Raw genomic sequence first — 20547 nt, forward strand, 5'->3', positions numbered from 1 at the left:
CCGCGCGCCCAAACTTCCCCACCCCAACCCCTCCCCTAAAGGGGAGGGGCTTGCGCGCTATTCTACCGGCTTCACCTGCAACCCGGTCCACTTCGCCGCGAACGCCCACGCATCCGCCGTCTCGGCAATCACCTTGTCGGTTGGCTTGCCGGACCCATGCCCCGCGCGCGTCTCGATCCGCACCAGCCGCGGCTTCGGCCCGAGGTCGGCCGCCTGCAGCGCGGCCGTATATTTGAACGTATGCCCCGGCACGACGCGGTCGTCGGTATCCGCCGTCTCGGCCAGGATCGCCGGATACGGCTTGCCCGGCCGGATGTTGTGATACGGCGAATAGGCATAGAGCGTCTTGAAATCGGCTTCCTTCGACGGATAGCCATAATCGTCGACCCAATAACGCCCCGCGGTAAAGCGGTCGAAGCGCAACATGTCCATCACGCCAACGGCTGGCAGCGCCGCCGCGAACAGATCGGGCCGCTGGTTGGTCACCGCCCCGACGAGCAGACCGCCGTTCGATCCACCCTGAATGACGAGCTGATCCGCGCCGGTGATATGCTGCGCCTTCAGATACTCGCCCGCGGCGATGAAATCGTCGAACACGTTCTGCTTGTTGGCGAGCCGGCCGCCGTCGTGCCACGGCTTGCCATATTCGCCGCCGCCGCGGATGTTGGCGACCGCGAACACCCCGCCCTGCTCGAGCCACGCGATCCGCGTCGCCGAAAACGCCGGCGTCACCGAGATGTTGAAGCCGCCGTACGCATAGAGCAGCGTCGGCGCGGGGCCCGTCACGTCCTTGCGTTTGACGATGAACATCGGGACCTTGGTCCCGTCCTTCGACGCATAGAAACGCTGCTCGACCGCATAGCGCGACGGATCGAACGCGACCTTGGGCGCCGCCCACGGCGTCGCCTTGCCCGTGCTGACATCGTAGCGATAGATCGTCGTCGGCGTGGCGAAGCTGGTGAAGGCGTAGAAGGTCTCGGGATCGTCGGGGTCGCCGCCAAAGCCGCCGACATCGCCGATCCCGGGGAGCGGGACGACGCCATCGGGCTTGCCGTCGAGCGTGTAGCGACGGACCTCGCTCTTCACGTCGGCGAGATAGGACAGCAGCAGCTTGCCGCCGACGATCGACGCGCCGTCGAGCACGTCCTTGCCCTGTGGCACCACCTCATGCTCGGGCACCTCGGCCGAGCGCGCGTAGAGGTTGGTCGCGACGATCCGCAGCCGCGGCGCATCCTTGTTGGTCAGCCAGTAGAAATTGCCGCCGACATTGCCCGCGAAGGTCCACTGGTTCTGCAGCCCCTTGAAGATCGTGCGCGGCGCGAGCTTGGGCGCGGTGAGATCGATGACGGTGATCTCGTAGCGGTTGTCGGTGCCCTCATGCGTCGTGATGACGAGCCATTTGCCGTCGTCGGTCACGATCGCGCCATGGCCCATTTTGGGCCGGTCGGGGGTGGCATAGATCAGCGAGTCGGCGCTCTGCGGCGTGCCGAGCTTATGGAAATAGACCTGCTGGTTCTCGTTGAGCGCCTGGAACTTGGCACCCTGGGCGGGTGCGGCGAAGCGCGAATAATAGAAGCCCGAGCCATCCTTCGCCCATGACAGGCTCGAGAATTTGACCCAGTCGATCTGGTCGCTGATGCCGCCGCTCGCGACGTCGAGCACCTTTACGGTACGCCAGTCGGTGCCGCCGTCCTGCACCGCGTAGAGCAGCTTGCGGCCGTCCTCGGACGGGGTCCATTCGGCGAGCGCCGTCGCGCCGTCCTTCGACCAGCCGTTGGGATCGACCAGCACCCGGCCCGCCCCATCGACGCTGTCGCGCACATAGAGCACCGCCTGGTTCTGCAGCCCGGCATTGCGCGTGTAGAAATAGCGACCGCCCTTCTTCACCGGGACGCCGAAGCGCTCGTAATCGAGCAGCTGCTTCAACCGTGCGGCAAAGACGTCGCGACCGGGCAACGTCGCCAGATAGGCGTTGGTGACGGCGTTCTCATCGGCGACCCACTTCGCCACCTCGGCATCGGTCCGAACATCGTTCTCGAGCCAGCGATACGGATCGGCGACCTTGACGCCGAACTGTTCGTCGACCTGTGGCACACGGCGGGTCTCGGGATATTGCATGGTCTGGGCCTGTAGTTGCACGGGGGCCGCGAGAACGAGAGCGATCAGCGGCAGGGTCAAGCGCATGTAGGGCTCCGAAACGGAAAAAGGAGCCGCACTCTACCGAGCGCGACTCTTTTCTCAACCTGCAAAGCAACTAAGGCTTATGCGGCCTCGTCATACTCGCCGTCGACGATCACCGGGCCCGAATCCTGGCCCTTGGCGCTCACGTCGCGGTCGACGAATTCGATCACCGCCATCGGCGACGCGTCCGACATACGGATGCCGGCCTTGATCACGCGGGTGTAGCCGCCGTTGCGATCGGCATAGCGCGTTGCCAGAACGTCGAACAGCTTGATCAGCTGCGCATCGTCGAGCAGCCGCGCATGCGCCAGGCGGCGGTTGCTGAGACCACCCTTCTTGCCGAGCGTGATCAGCTTCTCGATGTACGGGCGCAGTTCCTTCGCCTTGGCGACGGTGGTGGTGATCTGCTCGTGCTTGATGAGGGCAGCGGACATGTTGCGGAACAACGCAATGCGATGTGCCGAGGTACGCTGCAGTTTACGACCGCCTACGCGATGACGCATGGTGATTTCCTTCGTTCGTTAGGGGGCCGTGTGAGGTACCCCAGACCAGGTGGCCGTTATGGCCGCCACCCATCGCCGTCTTGCTGACCGTAGCCCTCTCCCATTCTTCCTGGGAGAGGGTTGGGTGAGGGTCTTCTTCTACTCGAGCCCGCCGCGGCGAAGCCGCGTCGTCGGACGGGCCAAGCGGCCCGCCGGCCGGGTCGATTTCATCTCCGGCGCAGGATGCGCCGGTGTGAAATCAACCCATAATCTCTTGCTCGAGCTTCTTCGCCATCTCTTCGATGTTCTCAGGCGGCCAACCCGGGATTTCCATCCCGAGGCGGAGCCCCATCGAAGACAGCACTTCCTTGATCTCGTTGAGCGACTTGCGGCCGAAGTTCGGCGTGCGCAGCATCTCGGCTTCGGTCTTCTGGACCAGATCGCCGATATAGATGATGTTGTCGTTCTTGAGGCAGTTGGCGCTGCGCACCGAAAGCTCGAGCTCGTCGACCTTCTTGAGCAAATAGCGGTTGATCTGCTGCGTGTCGCCCGACACTTCGCCAGCCGCAGCCGCCGGAGCAGCGTGACCGATCGGAGCCGAACGCGTCACCGACGAATCGTCGAAGTGGACGAACAGCGCGAGCTGGTCCTGCAGGATGCGTCCTGCGTAACCAACGGCGTCCTCAGGCGTGATCGTGCCATCGGTTTCGATCGTCAGCGTGAGCTTATCGTAATCGAGCTCCTGCCCGACGCGGGTGTTCTCGACCTTGTAGCTCACCTGCTTGACCGGCGAATACAGCGCGTCGACCGGGATCAGGCCGATCGGCGCATCGGCCGGACGGTTGGCGACGGCAGCGACATAGCCCTTGCCGACGTCAGCGGTGAATTCCATGTTGAGCGTCGCGCCCTCGTCGAGGTGGCACAGCACCAGCTTGGGGTTCATCACTTCGATGTCGCCCGTCACCGCGATGTCGCCAGCCGTGACCGCACCTGGACCCGTTGCCGAGAGCTGGAGGCGCTTGGGCCCTTCGCCTTGCATGCGCAAAGCGATCTGCTTCACGTTGAGCACGATGTCGGTCACGTCTTCGCGAACGCCGGCAAGCGACGAGAATTCGTGCAGCACGTTCTCGATCTTGATCGAGGTGACCGCTGCCCCCTGCAGCGACGACAGCAGAACGCGACGCAGCGCGTTGCCGAGCGTCAGGCCGAAACCACGCTCCAGCGGCTCGGCGACGAAGGTTGCCTTGCGCTTGCCATCACCGGACTTCTTCTCGAGGCCGGACGGCTTCTTCAGTTCCTGCCAGTTCTTTGCATTGACGGACATAGGCTATCCCTTGGTTTTGGGTCGGCACTGCGCAATGCCGACCAATTACGAATCCCGGGCGTGCAGCGCGATCAACCGCGCACGCCCGAGAGAAATCAGACGCGACGACGCTTCGAAGGACGCACGCCGTTGTGCGGGATCGAAGTCACGTCGCGGATCGAAGTGATCTGGAAACCGACCGCCTGCAGCGCGCGAAGCGCCGACTCACGGCCCGAACCCGGGCCCTTCACTTCGACTTCGAGCGTACGGACGCCGTGCTCGGCAGCCTTCTTGCCGGCGTCTTCGGCAGCGACCTGCGCTGCGTACGGAGTCGACTTGCGCGAGCCCTTGAAGCCCATTGCGCCGGCCGACGACCACGAAATCGCGTTGCCCTGGGCATCGGTGATCGTGATCATGGTGTTGTTGAAGCTTGCGTTCACATGGGCGACGCCCGAGGTGATGTTCTTGCGCTCGCGCCGCTTAATGCGCTGTGGTTCACGTGCCATTTTGAAATCCTAAATCCTGAACGAGGAGCGAGCCGCGGTCACCCGCGGCTCAAGCTCACTTCTTCTTACCGGCGATCGGCTTAGCCTTGCCCTTGCGGGTGCGCGCATTGGTATGCGTGCGCTGGCCACGAACCGGCAGGCCCTTGCGATGGCGCAGGCCACGATAGCAGGCGAGATCCATCAGGCGCTTGATGTTCATCGCAACCTGGCGACGCAGATCGCCTTCGACGGTGTAATCGGCGTCGATCGCCTCACGGATGTGGAGCACTTCCTGATCGGTCAGGTCCTGCACACGCGCCGTCATCGGGATATTCAGCTTGGTGACGATTTCCTTGGCCTTGGTGTTGCCAATGCCATGAATGTAGGTGAGCGCAATAACGACGCGCTTGTTGGTCGGGATGTTGACCCCGGCGATACGTGCCATGAACTTTTTCTCCTGCTCCACGGGGCTGCATGGCTGCAGACCCCATCTCGACGCGTTGAATACCGTAACGCACGACACCGGCGCACGCAAACAGCGCCGCCGGAGACCGGTGTTTCGGAATAGAGACTCGCTAAGCCCCGACTCGGGTGCTGTCAAGCGAGCGCTGTAGTGTCGACGAGCAGATCGGGGATGGTCGCAGACGGCACCGGAGCGCCCCATGCAAACTCGTCGCGCTGCGCGTAGGTTTCGTTTTCCGGGCCCGCCATTCGGATAATCTTTCGAGCGACGACATCGACGACCCAATATTCGGGGACACCCGTCCGCGCATACAGGCGGGCCTTTCGTCCGAGGTCGAACTGCAGCGAACTGCTCGACACTTCGACCGCAAGCCGGACCGAGTCGCGCGAGACGAAACGATCGTCTTCGACCGTTGCTACGACGACATCAGGCTCGGGCAGGCTGTGATCGTCGAGGTGCGTCGAAACGGGTGCATAAGCCGTGAGGTTCGCTTTCAACTTTCGCACACCGAGGCTGATGGCAATCAAGATCTCGGCCTGCGCTTTGGCGTGCGGGCGATGAACCGCGTTCATGACGAAGATCTCACCATCGATGAGCTGCACGCGTCCGACATTTTCGAAAGCCCCCGCTTCGTCCAAGATCAGAAATTCATCGACGGTGATCAGATGACGAACAGGATCGCCATCCTCCACGGAAGCATTGGCGGCTCGAATGGCTTGCTCGGCACCCATGGCCTTTCTTACCAAAAACCGCCCGTTATCACAACGTCACCGGCACGACGATTGCTGCGACCAGCCCCGGCGCATTGTCGCCCAGCGCGATCCGCCCGTCGTGCAACCGCGCGACCGCCTCGACCAGCGCCATCCCCAACCCCGCCCCCGGCAGACTGCGCGCACTGTCGAGTCGCCCGAAGCGGCGCAGCGCCTGCGCGCGGTCTGCCTCGGCGATGCCGGGCCCGCGATCCTCGACCTGGAAGCGCGCCTCGCCGCCCGCGATCGCCAGCCGCAAGGTGATCGCCCCGCCCGCCCCGGCGTGGCGCAGCGCATTGTCGATCAGATTGGCGAGCGCTTGCGTCATCAATTCGCGGTGCAGCACGATGCGTGGCGCGCCGGACTCGATCACCGCCTCGAAGCGCATTCCTGCATCCTCGACGACTGGCGCGTACAATTCGGCGATTTCTTCCATCAACGCGGCGGGATCGATCGGCGCGAGCCGGTCGCGCGGCACCGATTCGGCGCGGGTAATCTCGATCATCGTCGACAGCATCCGCATCACCAGATCGGTCTCGATCAACAGCCCGCCCATCGCCGCCTCGCGCTGCGCCGGGTCGGCCTGCAACACCGCCGCCTCGGCCTTTGCGCGCAGCCGCGCGAGCGGCGAGCGGAGATCGTGCGCGAGCCCGTCGGTGACGATCCGCAATTCGGTCATCAGCCGTTCGGTCTTGTCGAGCATTGCGTTGAGCCGCAGCGCGAGCCGGTCGAACGCGTCCCCGCCACTCGCCGCATTGGGAACGCGGCGCGACAGATCGCCCTCGGCGACCCCCTCGATCACGTCGGTGACGCGGTTGAGCCGCTGCCCGACATAGCGCGTGACGACGAGACCGCCCCCGACGCCCAGCGCGAGCGACAGCAGCGTCGCGGCGGCCAGCGCGCGTTCGATGCCGCGCTGTTCGGCCTCCCAATCGTCGAGCAGATGCCCGCTGACCAGCCGATTGGGCCCGATCTGGCGCACGGCGTAGCCAGCCTCGCGTTCGGACCACGGCATCGAATCGCCGACTTGCCCTATATGGAAACCAATCGAAGGTGCCCGCCCGACATGCCCGATCGCGGGACCGACCTGCGCCAGCCGACGGCCGTCGGCGGCGACGACCATCACGATCCTGGTCGGATCGCTCGGCGCCTGCGCATCCTCGATCGCGCGGACGAGCGCCGGCAGGCCGCCCGTGCGATAGACCGCGACCAGCGCATCCGATTCCTCGATCGTGTCGCGCCGCACCGCGTCGATCGCGTCGTCATGGACGAGCTTCCACACGAACCCGACGAGCACGAGGTTCGAGATCAGCGCCAGCCCGATCGCGAGCAGCGCGATCCGCGCGGTGACCGAAAGCCGGATCAAGGCTCGGTCGACAACCGATACCCCGCGCCGCGCACGGTATGCAGGATCGGCGCGCTAAAGCCTTCCTCGAGCTTGCGCCGCAACCGCCCGATATGGACGTCGACGACGTTCGATCCCGGGTCGAAATGATAGTTCCAGATCTTCTCGAGCATCATCGTGCGCGTCACCACCTGCCCGGCGTGGCGCGCGAGATATTCGAGCAAGTTGAACTCGCGCGCGCCAAGCGCAATCGTTCGCCCCTGCCGGACGACGCTGCGCGCGAGCAGGTCGATCTCGAGGTCCCCAACCGACAGCTTGGTCGGCTGCCCCTCGGCGCCGCCGCGGTCGACGCGCCGGAAGATCGCGTCGATCCGCGCGGTCAGCTCGGCGAACGAGAAGGGTTTGACGAGATAATCGTCGGCGCCGGCGTTCAGCCCATCGATACGGTCATCGACGGTGCCGAGCGCAGAGAGGATCAAGGCGGGGGTCGCGACGCCTGCGGCGCGGATCGCGCCGAGCATCGCCAGCCCGTTCAGGCCGGGCAGCATGCGATCCGCGACGATCAGGTCGAAAATGCCTTCGCTCGCCAGGAACAGCCCGTCGCGACCATCGCCGCAGGTCTGCACGACATAGCCCGCCTCCCCCAGCCCCTTGGCGAGATAGGCGGCGGTCGAGGCATCGTCTTCGACGATCAGGATTTTACGCGACATAGGTGGCATTCCGGGCGGTTTCCTCGTGCCTAGAATGAAATGAGGCTGGCGGAAAGCAAGCCTTCCGCCAGCCAACGACACTCCCGGGAGTGCGAGTGCCGATCTCGTCAAATCTTCCCGCCGCATGCACTCGGCGATGCACACCGTATGGCGCCGCGCGGCTGCCACGGCGGTGACGGCGAGGTGACGAAATCGTCATTTGGACTGAATCGGGGACCGAAGCGGTCGCCGCGGTCAGGCGGCGTCGAGGATCGCTTCGATCGCGTGCGTCACGGCACCGATTTCGCCCATGCCGTCGACGCGCGCGAGCAGGCCACGTGCCTGGTAGATCGGGATGATCGGCTCGGTCTTGGCGCGATATTCGGCCATGCGCGTGCGAACGGTGTCTTCATTGTCGTCGGGACGACGCTTGAACTCTTGGCTGCCGCAGACATCGCAGGTGCCAGCGAGCTTGGGCTGCTTGAAATGGTCGTGATAACCCGCACCGCATACCGCGCAGGTGTACCGGCCGACGATCCGCGCAACGAGCTTGTCCTCGTCGACCTCAAGTTCGATCACCTTGTCGAGCGTGCGGCTGCGGCCCGCGAGGATCGTGTCGAGCTGCTCCGCCTGCGCCGCGGTCCGCGGATAGCCGTCGAAGATCACGCCCTGCGAAGGGTCAAGCGAAGCCAGCTTCTCGTCGATAATCCCCGAGACGATCGCATCGGAGACGAGCTCGCCCGCCTCCATCACGGCCTTGGCCTGCAAGCCCACCGGGCTGCCCGACTTTACCGCCGCACGCAGCATGTCACCGGTCGAGAGCTGGATCATCCCGCGCGTCGCCTCGAGGTGGCTCGCCTGGGTGCCCTTACCCGCGCCCGGAGGCCCCAACAGAATGATATTCACGCCACAATCCCCTCTTCGACCCGCTCTTCGGCGGCGTCGCGCTCAGCGCAGACGCCCGCCCTTCAGCTTCGCCTTCTTGATCAGATCGCCATATTGATGCGCAAGCAAATGGCTCTGGATCTGCGTCACCGTATCCATCGTTACGTTGACCACGATCAGGAGGCTAGTGCCACCCAGGTAGAACGGGATCGCCAGCGCCGACACGAGATATTCGGGCAACAGGCAGATGATCGCGAGATAGCCGGCACCGATCACGGTGATCCGCGTCAGCACATAGTCGAAATAATTCTCGGTGTTCTTGCCGGGACGGATGCCGGGGATGAACCCGCCATGCCGCTTGAGATTGTCGGCGGTCTCTTCCGGGTTGAACACCACGGCGGTGTAGAAGAACGAGAAGAACACGATGCCGGCACCGTACAGCAGCATGTACACCAGGCTGCCGTGCTGGAGATACTGGTTGAGCGTGATGACCAGATCACCATACCAGGTTTCCTTGGCGCCAGCGGTCTGCTTGCCCGCAAGCTGCATCACCGTCAGCGGCATCAGCAGCAGCGACGAAGCGAAGATCGGCGGGATCACGCCCGCGGTGTTGATCTTCAGCGGCAGATGGCTGCGGTCCGACTGCATCCCGCGCTGCGTCTGGCGCTTGGGGTACTGGATCAGGATGCGGCGCTGTGCGCGCTCCATGAAGCAGATGAACAGGATCAGGCCCGCAACCGCGACTGCGATCGCGATGATCGTGAAGCCGTTGAGGTTACCGGCGCGGCCGCCCTGCGCGAGGTTGTAGAGCGTCGTCGGCAAGTTGGCGACGATGCCCGCCATGATGATCAGCGACATCCCGTTGCCGATCCCGCGCGCGGTGATCTGCTCGCCGATCCACATCAGGAACATCGTGCCGCCGACCAGGCTGACGATCGAGCCGACGATGAACATCGGGCCGGGATCGACCACCACGCCCTGGCTCTGGAAGCCGAGCGTGAGGAAATACCCCTGGATGATCGTAAGCGCGACGGTGCCGTAGCGCGTGTACTGGTTAAGCTTCTTGCGCCCGCTCTCGCCTTCCTTCTTGATCGCGGCAAGCGTCGGCGACAGCGAGGTCGCGAGCTGCACCACGATCGAAGCGGTGATGTACGGGGTGACGCCCAAAGCGATCAGGCTGGCGCGCTTGAGCGAGCCGCCCGAGAAGGCGTTAAAGAAATCGAGCACGCCGCCGCTGGTGCGATTCGCGAGCTCGGTCAGCGCGGTCGGGTCGATCCCCGGCAGCGGCACGTAGCTGAGCAGGCGGAAGACGATCAGCGCGCCGATGGTGAACCACAGCCGCTTCTTGAGGTCGGTCGCCTGTGCGAATTTCGACAGGCTGATGCTGGAAGCCATCTGGTCGGCTGCGGATGCCATGCTGCGTATCGTCCCGGTAACTCAGGTGTCAGGAAACAAAAAACGGCGGAAAGCGTTACCGCCCCCCGCCGCTCATATAGGGGCCCGTACGGGCTTGTCTAACCTTGCGGTTATATTTCCCGCCGATGCACCCTTCCATCATTCCCGCGAAAGCGGGAATCCCGCTTCTTCTAGCGTACGCTAAAAGAGAAGCGGGACCCCCGCTTTCGCGGGGGTGACGGAGGAGAGCACAGACCTGGGAAATTCAGGCCCGAAGCGTTCAGGCCTTGAACGATTCCTTGTGCGCCTTGCGCTCGCGATACTTGACGCCCTTCTTGGCGGCAGCCTTTTCAGCTGCGGGCACGACGTGGATCACGTCGACCTTGCCGCCGAGCTTCTCGACCGCCTCGATCGCGCCCTTCGACGCGCCGGCAACGGTGAAGCTGAGCACTGCCGTCATCTCGCCCTTGGCGAGCAGACGGACGCCGTCCTTGCCGCCACGCGCCAGGCCAGCGGCCTTGAGCGCGTCATGGTCGAGCGTCGCGCCGGCTTCGATCTTGCCTGCATCGACCGCAGCCTGGATCGCACCGAGGTTCACCTCGGCATAGTCCTTGGCGAAGATGTTGTTGAAGCCGCGCTTAGGCAGACGCATGTGGAGCGGCATCTGGCCACCCTCGAAGCCTGCGATCGAAACGCCTTCACGGCTCTTCTGGCCCTTCTGGCCACGACCGGCAGTCTTGCCCTTGCCCGAACCGATACCACGGCCGACGCGCATCTTGGATTTACGCGCGCCCTGATTGTCGCGGATTTCATTGAGTTTCATGTGTGCACTCGCTTTCGCTTTTGTCGCGCTGATAAAATGGAGAAGGGGGCCGTTAGCCCCCTGACCCGAGTTTGTCTATATCCGACTAGCCCCAATAACCTCACCCGCTTGCGGGAGAGGCAACGGAGACTTGGTCCGCCTACTTCAGGCGGGCCTAATCGTAGTCGGTGAGGGCCTTCTTTTTCTGCTCGCTTGGAACAGAAGAAGAAGGCCCTCACCCGACCCTCTCCCGCAAAGGCGGGAGAGGGCTTGTTCAGATCGAGGATTACGCCTCGATCTTCACCATGTGCGCGACCTTGCGGATCATGCCCCGGACTTCGGGGGTATCCTCGAGCTCACGCGTCTTGTGCATCTTGTTGAGGCCGAGGCCGATCAGCGTTGCGCGCTGGTCGGCCTCGCGGCGGATCGGCGAACCGGTCTGCGTGATCTTGATGGTTGCCATGTCGCTTACTCCACAACCGCGGCCGCATCGGCCTCGGCAGTCTCGGATCCACCACGGCCCAGCAGGTCGGCAATCTTCTTACCGCGACGCTGTGCAACCGACTTCGGCGAAACCTGCGAGGTCAGCGCCTCGAAGGTTGCCCGGATCATGTTGTAGGGGTTCGACGTGCCGACCGACTTGGTCACGACGTCGGCGACGCCGAGCGATTCGAACACGGCGCGCATCGGACCACCAGCGATGATGCCCGTACCGGCAGGTGCCGAGCGCAGCGTCACGAGACCGGCACCGAAGTGACCGTTGCCGTCATGATGCAGCGTGCGGCCTTCCTTGAGCGGAACGCGGACCATTGCCTTCTTGGCAGCAGCCGTCGCCTTCGAGATGGCTTCCGGCACTTCGCGCGCCTTGCCATGACCGAAGCCGACCCGGCCCTTGCCGTCGCCGACGACGACGAGTGCTGCAAAGCCGAAGCGCTTGCCGCCCTTGACCGTCTTCGAGACGCGGTTGATGTGAACAAGCTTCTCGATCAGCTCTTCGCCGCCATCGTCGGCGCCAGGGCCGCCACGACCGCGATTGTCGCGACCGCCACGGTTGTCACGGCCGCCACGGTTCGCACCGCCGCCAGGACCACGACCGCCGCCAGGGCCGCCACGGTTGCCACCAGGACCACCACGACCACGGGGCGCTTCCTGCTGCGGAACCGGTGCGCCGTCGGGCGACGCTGCGATTTCGTTTGGAATGTTGTCGTCAGCCATAATTAGAACTCCAATCCGGCTTCACGCGCGGCAGTCGCCAGCGCCTTGACCCGGCCGTGGAACAGGAAGCCACCGCGGTCGAACACGACCTGCGTCACGCCAGCAGCCTTGCAGGCTTCGGCGATGCGCGTGCCGACACCGGTCGCTGCGTCGAGGTTGGCGCCGGACGTGTCGCGCACGTCCTTTTCCAGCGTCGAAGCGGCAGCGATCGTCACGCCCTTGGCGTCGTCGATGATCTGCGCATAGATGTGGCGGCCCGAGCGGTGGATCGACAGCCGCGGACGGCCCGAACCCCGTGCACGAAGCGCGGTGCGGTTGCGGCGGCGCCGCTTCTCGAAGAGAGACATACCCTTGGTCGACATTACTTCTTCTTCCCTTCCTTGCGGAAGATGAACTCGCCGTCGTACTTGATGCCCTTGCCCTTGTAAGGCTCGGGCTTGCGCCAACGACGGATTTCAGCTGCCAGCTGGCCGACCTTCTGCTTGTCCGAACCCGAGATCTCGATCGTCGTGTTGTCGGGGGTCTTGACTTCGATCCCCTCCGGCACGTCGATGTTGACGTCGTGGCTGTAGCCGAGCTTGAGGTTCAGGTTCTTGCCCTGCGCCGCAGCACGATAGCCAACGCCGTTGATCAGCAGCTTCTTGGTGAAGCCGTCCGAAACGCCGGTGATCAGGTTCTGCACGAGGGTACGCTGCATGCCCCAGAACGCGCGAGCGCGCTTGGTCTCGTTCGCGGGGTTGACCGAAACGCCACCCTCTTCGAGCACATAGCTGATCTCTTCGCGCAGCGGCATCGCGAGGGTGCCCTTGGGCCCCTTCACGGTGAGCTGCTGGCCTTCGATCGTCGCGGTCACGCCGCTGGGGATCGCGACCGGCTTTTTACCGATGCGGCTCATATCAGAACACCTCCGCGAGGACTTCGCCGCCGACATTCTGTTCTCGCGCTTCTGCGTCGGACAGAACGCCGCGAGGCGTCGAGACGATGGTGATGCCGAGGCCGTTCATGACGCGCGGCAGTTCGGTCGAAGCCGAATAGACGCGACGGCCAGGCTTCGAAACGCGGGCAACGTGCTTGATCGCAGGCTGGCCCTCGAAATACTTCAGCTCGATGCGGATGCCGGCCGCAGGGCCCATCTGCTCTTCGCTATAGCCACGGATGTAGCCTTCGCGCTGGAGAACGTCGAGAACGCGGGCCCGCAGCTTGGAGCCCGGCGTCAGGACGGAGTCCTTGCGCGCGCGCTGGCCGTTGCGGATGCGGGTGAGCATATCACCCAGGGGATCGGTCAATGCCATCTGTTGATCCTTACCAGCTCGACTTCGTAACGCCCGGGATCAGGCCCTTGTTGGCCAGATCGCGCAGCTGAATACGGCAGAGGCGGAACTTGCGATAATAAGCGCGCGGACGACCCGTCAGCTCGCAGCGGTTGCGGATGCGCGTCGGGTTCCCGTTGCGGGGAATCTCGGCCATCTTCAGACGGGCTTCGATCCGCTCGCCGTCGCTGAGCGAATTGTCGCCGGCGATTGCCTTGAGCGCCGCGTACTTCGGGGCGTACTTCTTGACGAGCATCTTGCGACGCTCGTTCTTGTTGACAGAACTTACCTTCGCCATTTTATGCCGCCTTCTTTTCGGTCGCGTCTTCAGTGACTTCCGGCGGGAACGGGAAGCCGAACAGGCGGAGCAGCTCGCGCGCTTCGTCGTCGGTCCGTGCCGTGGTCGTGACGATCACGTCCATGCCGCGGATCTTGTCGATCCGGTCGTAGCTGATTTCCGGGAACACCAGCTGCTCCTTCAAGCCGCAGGCATAGTTGCCGCGTCCGTCGAACGACTTGGGGTTGAGCCCGCGGAAATCGCGAACGCGCGGGAGCGCGATCGTGATGAAACGGTCGAGGAATTCGTACATGCGCTCACGGCGAAGGGTAACCTTCACGCCGATCGGCATGCCTTCGCGCAGCTTGAACTGTGCGATCGACTTCTTGGCCTTGGTCACGACGGGCTTCTGGCCGGCGATCAACTCCATTTCCTGGGCTGCCTGGTCGACCTTCTTCTTGTCCTGCGTCGCTTCGCCAACGCCCATGTTCAGGACGATCTTGTCGATGCGCGGAACTTCCATCGCGTTCTTGTAGCCGAACTTCTCGGTCATCGCAGCGACGATCTTGTCGTCGTACATGCCCTTCATCCGGGGCTTGGTTGCAGCATCAGCCACTGATCTTCTCCCCGGTCTTGACCGCAACGCGGACCTTCTTGCCGTCCTGGGTCTCGAAGCGAACGCGCGTCGGCTTGCCGTCGGCGGTCACATGCGCAACCTTGGAAATGTGCATCGGCGCTTCCGAACGCTTCAGGCCACCCTCGGGGTCGCCCTGGCTCGGCTTGGTGTGGCGCACGGCGACGTTGACGCCGGCGACAACGACCTTGCCGTCCTTCGGCATGGCCATCGTGACTTCGCCGGTCTTGCCCTTGTCGCGGCCCGACAGGACGATGACGCGATCGCCCTTCTTGATCTTAGCGGCGGCCATTTTACAGCACCTCCGGTGCGAGCGAGATGATCTTCATGTGCTTCTTGCCGCGGAGCTCGCGCACCACTGGGCCAAAGATACGCGTGCCGATCGGCTCTTCGTTCTTGTTGACCAGCACGGCTGCGTTCGAATCGAAGCGGATCACGGTGCCATCGGCCCGGCGAATGTCCTTCGCCGTACGCACGATGACGGCACGGTGCACGTCGCCCTTCTTCACGCGGCCACGGGGGGCAGCTTCCTTGACGCTGACGACGATGATGTCGCCCACGCCTGCAACACGACGCTTGGAACCCCCAAGCACCTTGATGCACATAACCCGCTTCGCGCCGCTGTTGTCAGCGACCTCGAGATTGGATTGCATCTGGATCATTGGATCCGCTTCCTTCTCATTCCAGGCACCGATTCCGACCGGTGCCGCCTAAACTCAGTCGTCACCCCAATTCCGGGGTAGCACGACTATTGCCTGACCCTTTCCATACGGCCCCGGCTTTCACCGGGGTACCGCGCGGAGGTGTCAGGCGTCGACGTCGACCCGCTCAGGCGTCGCGTGGGTGTTAACCCGATCGATCACCTTCCAGGTCTTCAGCTTGGAGATCGGTGCGGTCTCTTCGATCCGCACGGTTTCGCCCTGCTTGAACTCATTGCCCTCATCATGGGCATGATACTTCTTCGTACGACGGATGATCTTGCCGTAGAGCGCGTGCTTGACCTTGCGCTCCACGTTCACGACCACCGTCTTGTCGCCCTTGTCGGAGACGATCAGCCCCGTCAGCACGCGCTTTGGCATGTCTAAATCCTTACTTTGCCGCAGCGTCGCGCGAACGCGTCGACTGCAGGGTCTTGATGCGAGCGATGTCGCGACGGACTTCCTTCACCCGGCTCGACTTTTCGAGCTGGTTGGTCGCCGCCTGGAAGCGGAGGTTGAACGCCTCACGCTTCAGGTTGCCGAGCTCTTCGCCCAGCTGGTCTTCGGTCTTGGCGACCAGGTCGGAACGACGCGTGTCGAGCTTTGCCATCTTATGCAACTCCCAGATGCGAGGTGTCGCCGAGACGGGCAACGACCTTCACCTTGATCGGCAGCTTCATCGCTGCGCGGCTGAACGCCATAGCGGCGATGTCACCCGGAACGCCATCGAGTTCGAACAGGATGCGGCCCGGCTTTACGCGAGCTGCCCAATATTCCGGCGAACCCTTGCCCTTACCCATGCGGACTTCGGCCGGCTTGCCCGAGACGGGAAGATCCGGGAAAACGCGGATCCACAAACGCCCCTGGCGCTTGATGTGACGCGTGATCGCGCGGCGAGCCGCCTCGATCTGGCGTGCGGTGATCCGGTCCGGCTCCATCGCCTTCAGCCCGTACGAGCCGAAGTTGAGGGTCGTGCCGGACTTGGCGTCGCCATGGATGCGGCCCTTGAAGGCCTTGCGAAACTTGGTCTTTTTCGGTTGCAGCATGATCTATTCCTTAGCGGCGCGGATCAGGCCGGACGCCGGAAGTCTGTGCTTCCATCATCAGCCGGTCGGTCGCCATCGGGTCATGACCCAGGATTTCGCCCTTGAAGATCCAGACCTTCACGCCGCACACGCCGTAGGCCGTGTGTGCAGTCGCTTCGGCATAATCGACGTTGGCGCGCAGCGTGTGGAGCGGAACGCGACCTTCGCGATACCATTCCGAACGCGCGATTTCAGCACCGCCGAGACGGCCGCCGCAGTTGATCCGGATGCCCTCGGCGCCGAGACGCATCGCCGACTGGACCGCACGCTTCATGGCGCGGCGGAAAGCGATACGACGCTCGAGCTGATCGGCAATGCCCTGTGCCACGAGCTTCGAATCGACTTCCGGCTTGCGGATTTCGACGATGTTGAGGCTCACGTCGGACGTGGTCATCTTGCCGAGCAGGCGGCGCAGCTTTTCAATGTCTGCGCCCTTCTTGCCGATGATCACGCCGGGGCGCGCTGCGAAGATCGAGACGCGGCACAGCTTGGCCGGACGGTCGATCACCACCTTGGAGATCGCTGCCTGCGGCAGCGTCTTCATGATGAACGCACGCATCTTGAGATCTTCGAGCAGAAGACGACCGTAGTCGGCGCCCTCGGCATACCAACGGCTGTCCCAAGTGCGGTTGATCTGCAGGCGCAGACCGATGGGGTTCGATTTCTGACCCATTACGCTTCTTCTTCCATTTCGCGAACGACGATGCGCAGGCGGCTGAAGGGCTTGAGGATTCGGGTCGACTTGCCGCGGCCGCGCGTGGCGAACCGCTTCATGACGATCGACTTGCCGACCGAGGCTTCCGAGACGACGAGCGAGTCGACGTCGAGGTTATGGTTGTTCTCGGCGTTGGCGATGGCCGAGGCCAGCACCTTGCGCGCTTCGATTGCCATGCCCTTGGTCGAGAATTGCAGGATGTTCATCGCTTGGCCGACCGGCTTGTTGCGGATGAGCGCTGCAACGAGACCCAGCTTCTGCGCCGAACCACGGATCTGCGTGCCGACCGAGAGGGCTTCCTTCTCGCCGACCTTGCGGGGGGATTTCGCCTTAGACATTAGCGCTTGCCCTTCTTGTCCGCGGCATGGCCGGGGAAGTAACGGGTGGGCGCGAACTCGCCGAGCTTCATGCCCACCATGTCCTCGTTGACCGAGACCGGCACGAACTTGCGGCCGTTATAGACGCTGAACGTGAGGCCAACGAACTGCGGCAGGATCGTCGAGCGACGCGACCAGGTCTTGATCGCACCGCGCGCATTGGTTTCCTGCGCGGTTTCTGCCTTCTTGAGCAGGTGGAGGTCCACGAAGGGACCCTTCCAGACTGAGCGAGCCATCTTAGCCCTTCCTCTTCGTCGAATGACGCGAACGGATGATCATCTTATCCGTCGACTTATTGTGACGGGTGCGCGCACCCTTGGTCGGCTTGCCCCATGGCGTAACCGGATGACGGCCACCCGAGGTACGGCCTTCACCACCGCCGTGCGGATGGTCGACCGGGTTCTTGGCGACACCACGCGTCAGCGGGCGGATGCCCAACCAGCGGCTGCGGCCTGCCTTGGCGAGGTTGGTGTTGCCGTTGTCGGGGTTCGACACGGCGCCGACCGTGGCCATGCAGTTCGCATGGAGGTAGCGCTGCTCGCCCGAGTTGAGGCGGACCATGACCATGCCTTTGTCGCGACCGACGACCTGCACATAGGTGCCGGCCGAACGTGCGATCTGACCGCCCTTGCCCGGCTTCATCTCGACGTTGTGGACGATCGTGCCGACCGGCATCTGGCCCAGCTCCATCGCGTTGCCCGGCTTCACGTCGGTCTTCTTGTCCGCGATGACCTTGTCACCGACGGCCAAGCGCTGCGGCGCGATGATGTAGGCAACGTTTTCCTTGCCATCGGCGGTCTGACCATAGTTGATCAGCGCGATGAACGCGGTGCGGTTGGGATCGTATTCGATCCGCTCGACCACGCCATCAACGCCCCAGTTACGGCGCTTGAAGTCGATGATGCGGTAGCGCTGCTTGTGACCGCCGGCGATGCCGCGCGACGTGATGTGGCCCTTGTTGTTACGGCCACCGGTCTTGCGCTTGCCTTCGGTCAGCGCCTTGACGGGGCCGCCCTTGTGCAGTGCCGAACGGTCCACGAGGATGAGCCCGCGGCGTGCCGGGCTCGTCGGGTTATAATGCTTCAGTGCCATCGGATCAGATCCCCGTCGTCACGTCGATGGACTGGCCGTCCTTCAACGTCACGATCGCCTTCTTGATGTCGGAGCGGGTGTAGGGCGCGCCCTTCCACTTCTTGGTCTTGCCCTTCTGGACGATCGTGTTGACCCCCAGAACGGTCACGTCGAACAGCGCTTCCACTGCAGCCTTGATCTGCGGCTTGGTCGCGTCGTTGGTGACCTTGAACACGACGGCGTTATGCTCGGAGAGCAAGGTCGCCTTCTCGGTGATGTGCGGAGCAACGATCACGTCGTAGTGACGTGCGTCGATCCCGGTTTTTGGCTTAGCCATTGAAGCGCGCCTCCAGCATTTCGACGGCAGCGCGGGTCAGGACCAGCGTGTCGTGCTTCAGGATATCGTACACATTGGCGCCAGCCGCCGGCATCACGTTGATCGTGTGCAGGTTGCCCGCCGCCAGTGCGAAGCTCGTGTCGACCATGTCGCCGTCGATGACGAGCGCGGTCTTGCCGGTGCCGAGCTTTGCCCAATCCGCGATCAGCGTCTTGGTCTTGTTCTCGGCAACGCCCAGGCTGTCCATGACGACCAGCGTACCGGCCTGTGCATGCGTCGACAGCGCCATCTTGAGACCGAGTGCGCGGATCTTCTTGTTCAGGCCAGGGTTGAAGTCGCGGGTCCGCTGACCGTGCGCCTTACCACCACCGACGAAGATCGGAGCGCGGCGATCGCCGTGACGAGCCGTACCGCCGCCCTTCTGGCGACCGAACTTCTTGCCGGTCCGCGCAACGTCGGAACGCTCACGCGTGCCGCTTGCGGTCGCACGGCGCTTCTCGAGCTGCCAGGTGACGACGCGGTGCAGGATGTCGGCGCGCGGATCGAGACCGAAGACCTCGTCGTTGAGCTCGACTTCCGTGCCGGCTGCGCCGTCGAAAGACTGAGATGTAACCTTCATGATCAGCCCTCCTGGCCGTCGGTCGCGTCCACGGTCGCGACGTCAGCAGGCGTCTCGGCGGGAGCGGTGTCGTTGGTGTTGGCAACCTGGCGGAGGCCGGCGGGGTACGGCGCATCGGCGTGACGCGCGACCTTGACCGAATCCTTGACCAGCAACCAGCCGCCCTTCGAGCCAGGGACCGAACCCTTGACGAAGATCAGGCCACGCTCGACGTCGGTCGAGACGATTTCGAGGTTCTGCTGGGTGCGGTTCTTGTCGCCCATGTGACCGGCCATCTTCTTGTTCTTGAAGACCTTGCCCGGATCCTGGCGCTGACCGGTCGAACCGAGCGAACGGTGCGAGACCGAAACGCCGTGGGTCGCGCGCAGACCGCCGAAGCCCCAACGCTTCATGCCGCCCTGGAAGCCCTTACCCTGGGTCACACCCTGAATATCGACGATCTGGCCGGAAACATAATGATCAGCAGAGATGGTCGCGCCGACTTCGAGCACGGCATCATCGCTCACGCGGAATTCTGCCAGCTTCGCCTTGGGCTCGACTTCGGCCTTGCCGAAGTGGCCGCGCTGCGGCTTGGCGACATTCTTTGCTTTTGCGGTACCTGCGCCCAGCTGGACTGCAACATACCCATCTCGATCGGCCTCGCGAACGGCCACAACTTGAAGATTTTCCAGTGCCAGAATGGTCACGGGCACGTGGCGCCCGTCGTCCTGGAACCAGCGGGTCATCCCCATCTTTTTCGCGATCACGCCAGTGCGCATGATCAATGCTCCATACAATGCAGAGGCACCCCTCGGACCATTCCGAAGGGTGCGTACTCAGCCCAAACTCATTTTATACTGCGGCCCCGACCCGGGCTGGTGCTCCCCGCGTTGGCGGTGGAGCGTGTCGGGGGACGCAGACCCGAATAAATTCGGCGGTATCCCGTCTATCTGGTGCCGCCCGAAGGCTTCACCGAATCTCGTGGAGGCGCGCTATTACGCGAGCTTGATCTCGACGTCAACGCCTGCGGCGAGGTCGAGCTTCATGAGCGCATCGACCGTCTGCGGGGTCGGCTGAACGATGTCGAGCATGCGCTTGTAGGTACGGACCTCGAACTGCTCACGCGACTTCTTATCGATGTGCGGGCCGCGGTTGACCGTGAACTTCTCGATGCGCGTCGGCAACGGAATGGGGCCACGGATGAGCGCGCCGGTGCGGCGGGCAGTGTCGGCGATGTCGCCGGTAGCCTGGTCGAGCACACGATGATCGAATGCCTTCAGACGAATGCGGATATTGCTGTCCATAGTCCCTACCGATGCGAAAGAGCGGGGCAACTCACCCATTCGTCATCCCGGCATCTCGCGCCGGGGATGACGGCTGAATGGCCGCCTCTACTGATTAAAACCAAAACTGGAGGCGGGCCACTACAGGGCCCTTCCATAAAAAGCAAC

General features: G+C 63.5%; 31 protein-coding genes. All 31 read right to left on the reverse strand.

Annotation, left to right across the window (positions count from 1 at the left end; translation table 11 throughout):
* Positions 1-57: 57 nt before the first annotated feature.
* The 31 genes from QN347_RS03225 to rpsJ all read right to left on the reverse strand — a co-directional run bounded on the left by QN347_RS03225 (position 58) and on the right by rpsJ (position 20400).
* On the reverse strand, positions 58-2184 hold the full coding sequence (locus tag QN347_RS03225) for a prolyl oligopeptidase family serine peptidase (protein ID WP_322162738.1): 2127 nt from the start codon (positions 2182-2184) through the stop codon (positions 58-60).
* A 77-nt stretch (positions 2185-2261) separates the two neighbouring features.
* Positions 2262-2684, reverse strand: coding sequence for a 50S ribosomal protein L17 (gene rplQ, locus QN347_RS03230; protein ID WP_133189611.1), 423 nt, complete (start codon positions 2682-2684; stop codon positions 2262-2264).
* A gap of 238 nt (positions 2685-2922) precedes the next feature.
* Complete coding sequence (locus tag QN347_RS03235; protein ID WP_133189613.1) at positions 2923-3987, reverse strand: DNA-directed RNA polymerase subunit alpha; 1065 nt, start codon at positions 3985-3987, stop codon at positions 2923-2925.
* A gap of 95 nt (positions 3988-4082) precedes the next feature.
* Positions 4083-4472: a 30S ribosomal protein S11 gene (gene rpsK / locus QN347_RS03240; RefSeq protein WP_010164557.1), complete on the reverse strand. Its 390-nt coding sequence runs from the start codon at positions 4470-4472 to the stop codon at positions 4083-4085.
* 55 nt (positions 4473-4527) lie between these two features.
* Positions 4528-4896 carry a 30S ribosomal protein S13 gene (gene rpsM, locus QN347_RS03245; RefSeq protein WP_010185518.1) on the reverse strand — a complete coding sequence of 123 codons (369 nt, stop codon included), beginning with the start codon at positions 4894-4896 and terminating at the stop codon, positions 4528-4530.
* A 152-nt stretch (positions 4897-5048) separates the two neighbouring features.
* Positions 5049-5645, reverse strand: a complete 597-nt coding sequence (locus QN347_RS03250; protein WP_322162736.1) for a Uma2 family endonuclease — start codon at positions 5643-5645, stop codon at positions 5049-5051.
* Positions 5646-5673: 28 nt separating this feature from the next.
* On the reverse strand, positions 5674-7029 hold the full coding sequence (locus QN347_RS03255) for a sensor histidine kinase (protein ID WP_189675327.1): 1356 nt from the start codon (positions 7027-7029) through the stop codon (positions 5674-5676).
* Entirely contained in the window at positions 7026-7718 is a 693-nt protein-coding gene (locus QN347_RS03260; RefSeq protein WP_189675328.1) for a response regulator transcription factor, read from the reverse strand. The genes QN347_RS03255 and QN347_RS03260 overlap by 4 nt, the downstream gene beginning before the upstream one ends.
* A 234-nt stretch (positions 7719-7952) precedes the next feature.
* Positions 7953-8603, reverse strand: a complete 651-nt coding sequence (locus QN347_RS03265) for an adenylate kinase (RefSeq protein WP_322162735.1) — start codon at positions 8601-8603, stop codon at positions 7953-7955.
* 42 nt (positions 8604-8645) lie between these two features.
* Entirely contained in the window at positions 8646-9998 is a 1353-nt protein-coding gene (secY, locus tag QN347_RS03270) for a preprotein translocase subunit SecY (protein WP_133189623.1), read from the reverse strand.
* Positions 9999-10257: 259 nt separating this feature from the next.
* A complete protein-coding gene (gene rplO / locus QN347_RS03275; RefSeq protein ID WP_010185512.1) occupies positions 10258-10800 on the reverse strand; it encodes a 50S ribosomal protein L15 in 543 nt (180 codons plus the stop codon).
* A gap of 265 nt (positions 10801-11065) precedes the next feature.
* Complete coding sequence (gene rpmD / locus QN347_RS03280) at positions 11066-11242, reverse strand: 50S ribosomal protein L30 (RefSeq protein WP_010164564.1); 177 nt, start codon at positions 11240-11242, stop codon at positions 11066-11068.
* A 5-nt stretch (positions 11243-11247) separates the two neighbouring features.
* Entirely contained in the window at positions 11248-11994 is a 747-nt protein-coding gene (rpsE, locus tag QN347_RS03285) for a 30S ribosomal protein S5 (protein WP_133189625.1), read from the reverse strand.
* 2 nt (positions 11995-11996) lie between these two features.
* The gene (gene rplR / locus QN347_RS03290) at positions 11997-12356 is read right to left on the reverse strand and encodes a 50S ribosomal protein L18 (RefSeq protein ID WP_010185509.1); all 360 of its coding nucleotides are present in this window, start codon (positions 12354-12356) and stop codon (positions 11997-11999) included.
* Positions 12356-12889 carry a 50S ribosomal protein L6 gene (rplF, locus tag QN347_RS03295; protein WP_010185508.1) on the reverse strand — a complete coding sequence of 178 codons (534 nt, stop codon included), beginning with the start codon at positions 12887-12889 and terminating at the stop codon, positions 12356-12358. Before rplF ends, rplR begins: the two co-directional genes overlap by 1 nt.
* Before the next feature lies 1 nt (position 12890).
* A complete protein-coding gene (rpsH, locus tag QN347_RS03300; protein ID WP_010185507.1) occupies positions 12891-13286 on the reverse strand; it encodes a 30S ribosomal protein S8 in 396 nt (131 codons plus the stop codon).
* Positions 13287-13296: 10 nt separating this feature from the next.
* Complete coding sequence (rpsN, locus tag QN347_RS03305) at positions 13297-13602, reverse strand: 30S ribosomal protein S14 (protein WP_010185506.1); 306 nt, start codon at positions 13600-13602, stop codon at positions 13297-13299.
* 1 nt (position 13603) lies between these two features.
* Positions 13604-14197 carry a 50S ribosomal protein L5 gene (gene rplE, locus QN347_RS03310; protein ID WP_029625217.1) on the reverse strand — a complete coding sequence of 198 codons (594 nt, stop codon included), beginning with the start codon at positions 14195-14197 and terminating at the stop codon, positions 13604-13606.
* Positions 14190-14507, reverse strand: coding sequence for a 50S ribosomal protein L24 (gene rplX / locus QN347_RS03315; protein ID WP_133189627.1), 318 nt, complete (start codon positions 14505-14507; stop codon positions 14190-14192). The genes rplE and rplX overlap by 8 nt, the downstream gene beginning before the upstream one ends.
* Position 14508: 1 nt before the next feature.
* On the reverse strand, positions 14509-14877 hold the full coding sequence (gene rplN / locus QN347_RS03320; protein ID WP_010164574.1) for a 50S ribosomal protein L14: 369 nt from the start codon (positions 14875-14877) through the stop codon (positions 14509-14511).
* A 144-nt stretch (positions 14878-15021) separates the two neighbouring features.
* Positions 15022-15294, reverse strand: coding sequence for a 30S ribosomal protein S17 (gene rpsQ, locus QN347_RS03325; RefSeq protein ID WP_010185503.1), 273 nt, complete (start codon positions 15292-15294; stop codon positions 15022-15024).
* Between the two features lie 10 nt (positions 15295-15304).
* Positions 15305-15523, reverse strand: a complete 219-nt coding sequence (rpmC, locus tag QN347_RS03330) for a 50S ribosomal protein L29 (RefSeq protein ID WP_133189629.1) — start codon at positions 15521-15523, stop codon at positions 15305-15307.
* 1 nt (position 15524) lies between these two features.
* Positions 15525-15959 (reverse strand): 50S ribosomal protein L16, encoded by a 435-nt coding sequence (rplP, locus tag QN347_RS03335; RefSeq protein ID WP_010185500.1) that lies wholly within the window; start codon positions 15957-15959, stop codon positions 15525-15527.
* Positions 15960-15969: 10 nt separating this feature from the next.
* On the reverse strand, positions 15970-16671 hold the full coding sequence (gene rpsC / locus QN347_RS03340; protein ID WP_010185499.1) for a 30S ribosomal protein S3: 702 nt from the start codon (positions 16669-16671) through the stop codon (positions 15970-15972).
* A complete protein-coding gene (rplV, locus tag QN347_RS03345; RefSeq protein ID WP_010185498.1) occupies positions 16671-17051 on the reverse strand; it encodes a 50S ribosomal protein L22 in 381 nt (126 codons plus the stop codon). Before rplV ends, rpsC begins: the two co-directional genes overlap by 1 nt.
* The gene (gene rpsS, locus QN347_RS03350; RefSeq protein ID WP_010164582.1) at positions 17051-17326 is read right to left on the reverse strand and encodes a 30S ribosomal protein S19; all 276 of its coding nucleotides are present in this window, start codon (positions 17324-17326) and stop codon (positions 17051-17053) included. The genes rplV and rpsS overlap by 1 nt, the downstream gene beginning before the upstream one ends.
* 1 nt (position 17327) lies before the next feature.
* Complete coding sequence (gene rplB / locus QN347_RS03355) at positions 17328-18182, reverse strand: 50S ribosomal protein L2 (protein WP_133189631.1); 855 nt, start codon at positions 18180-18182, stop codon at positions 17328-17330.
* A 4-nt stretch (positions 18183-18186) separates the two neighbouring features.
* Entirely contained in the window at positions 18187-18498 is a 312-nt protein-coding gene (locus QN347_RS03360; protein ID WP_010185496.1) for a 50S ribosomal protein L23, read from the reverse strand.
* On the reverse strand, positions 18491-19117 hold the full coding sequence (rplD, locus tag QN347_RS03365; protein ID WP_133189635.1) for a 50S ribosomal protein L4: 627 nt from the start codon (positions 19115-19117) through the stop codon (positions 18491-18493). Before rplD ends, QN347_RS03360 begins: the two co-directional genes overlap by 8 nt.
* A 2-nt stretch (positions 19118-19119) precedes the next feature.
* Positions 19120-19875 carry a 50S ribosomal protein L3 gene (rplC, locus tag QN347_RS03370; RefSeq protein WP_322162729.1) on the reverse strand — a complete coding sequence of 252 codons (756 nt, stop codon included), beginning with the start codon at positions 19873-19875 and terminating at the stop codon, positions 19120-19122.
* A 216-nt stretch (positions 19876-20091) separates the two neighbouring features.
* Positions 20092-20400, reverse strand: a complete 309-nt coding sequence (gene rpsJ / locus QN347_RS03375) for a 30S ribosomal protein S10 (RefSeq protein WP_007406109.1) — start codon at positions 20398-20400, stop codon at positions 20092-20094.
* Between the last annotated feature and the right edge of the window lie 147 nt (positions 20401-20547).

Source organism: Sphingomonas sp. 10B4, from assembly GCF_035019905.1.
Lineage (GTDB): Bacteria > Pseudomonadota > Alphaproteobacteria > Sphingomonadales > Sphingomonadaceae > Sphingomonas > Sphingomonas glacialis.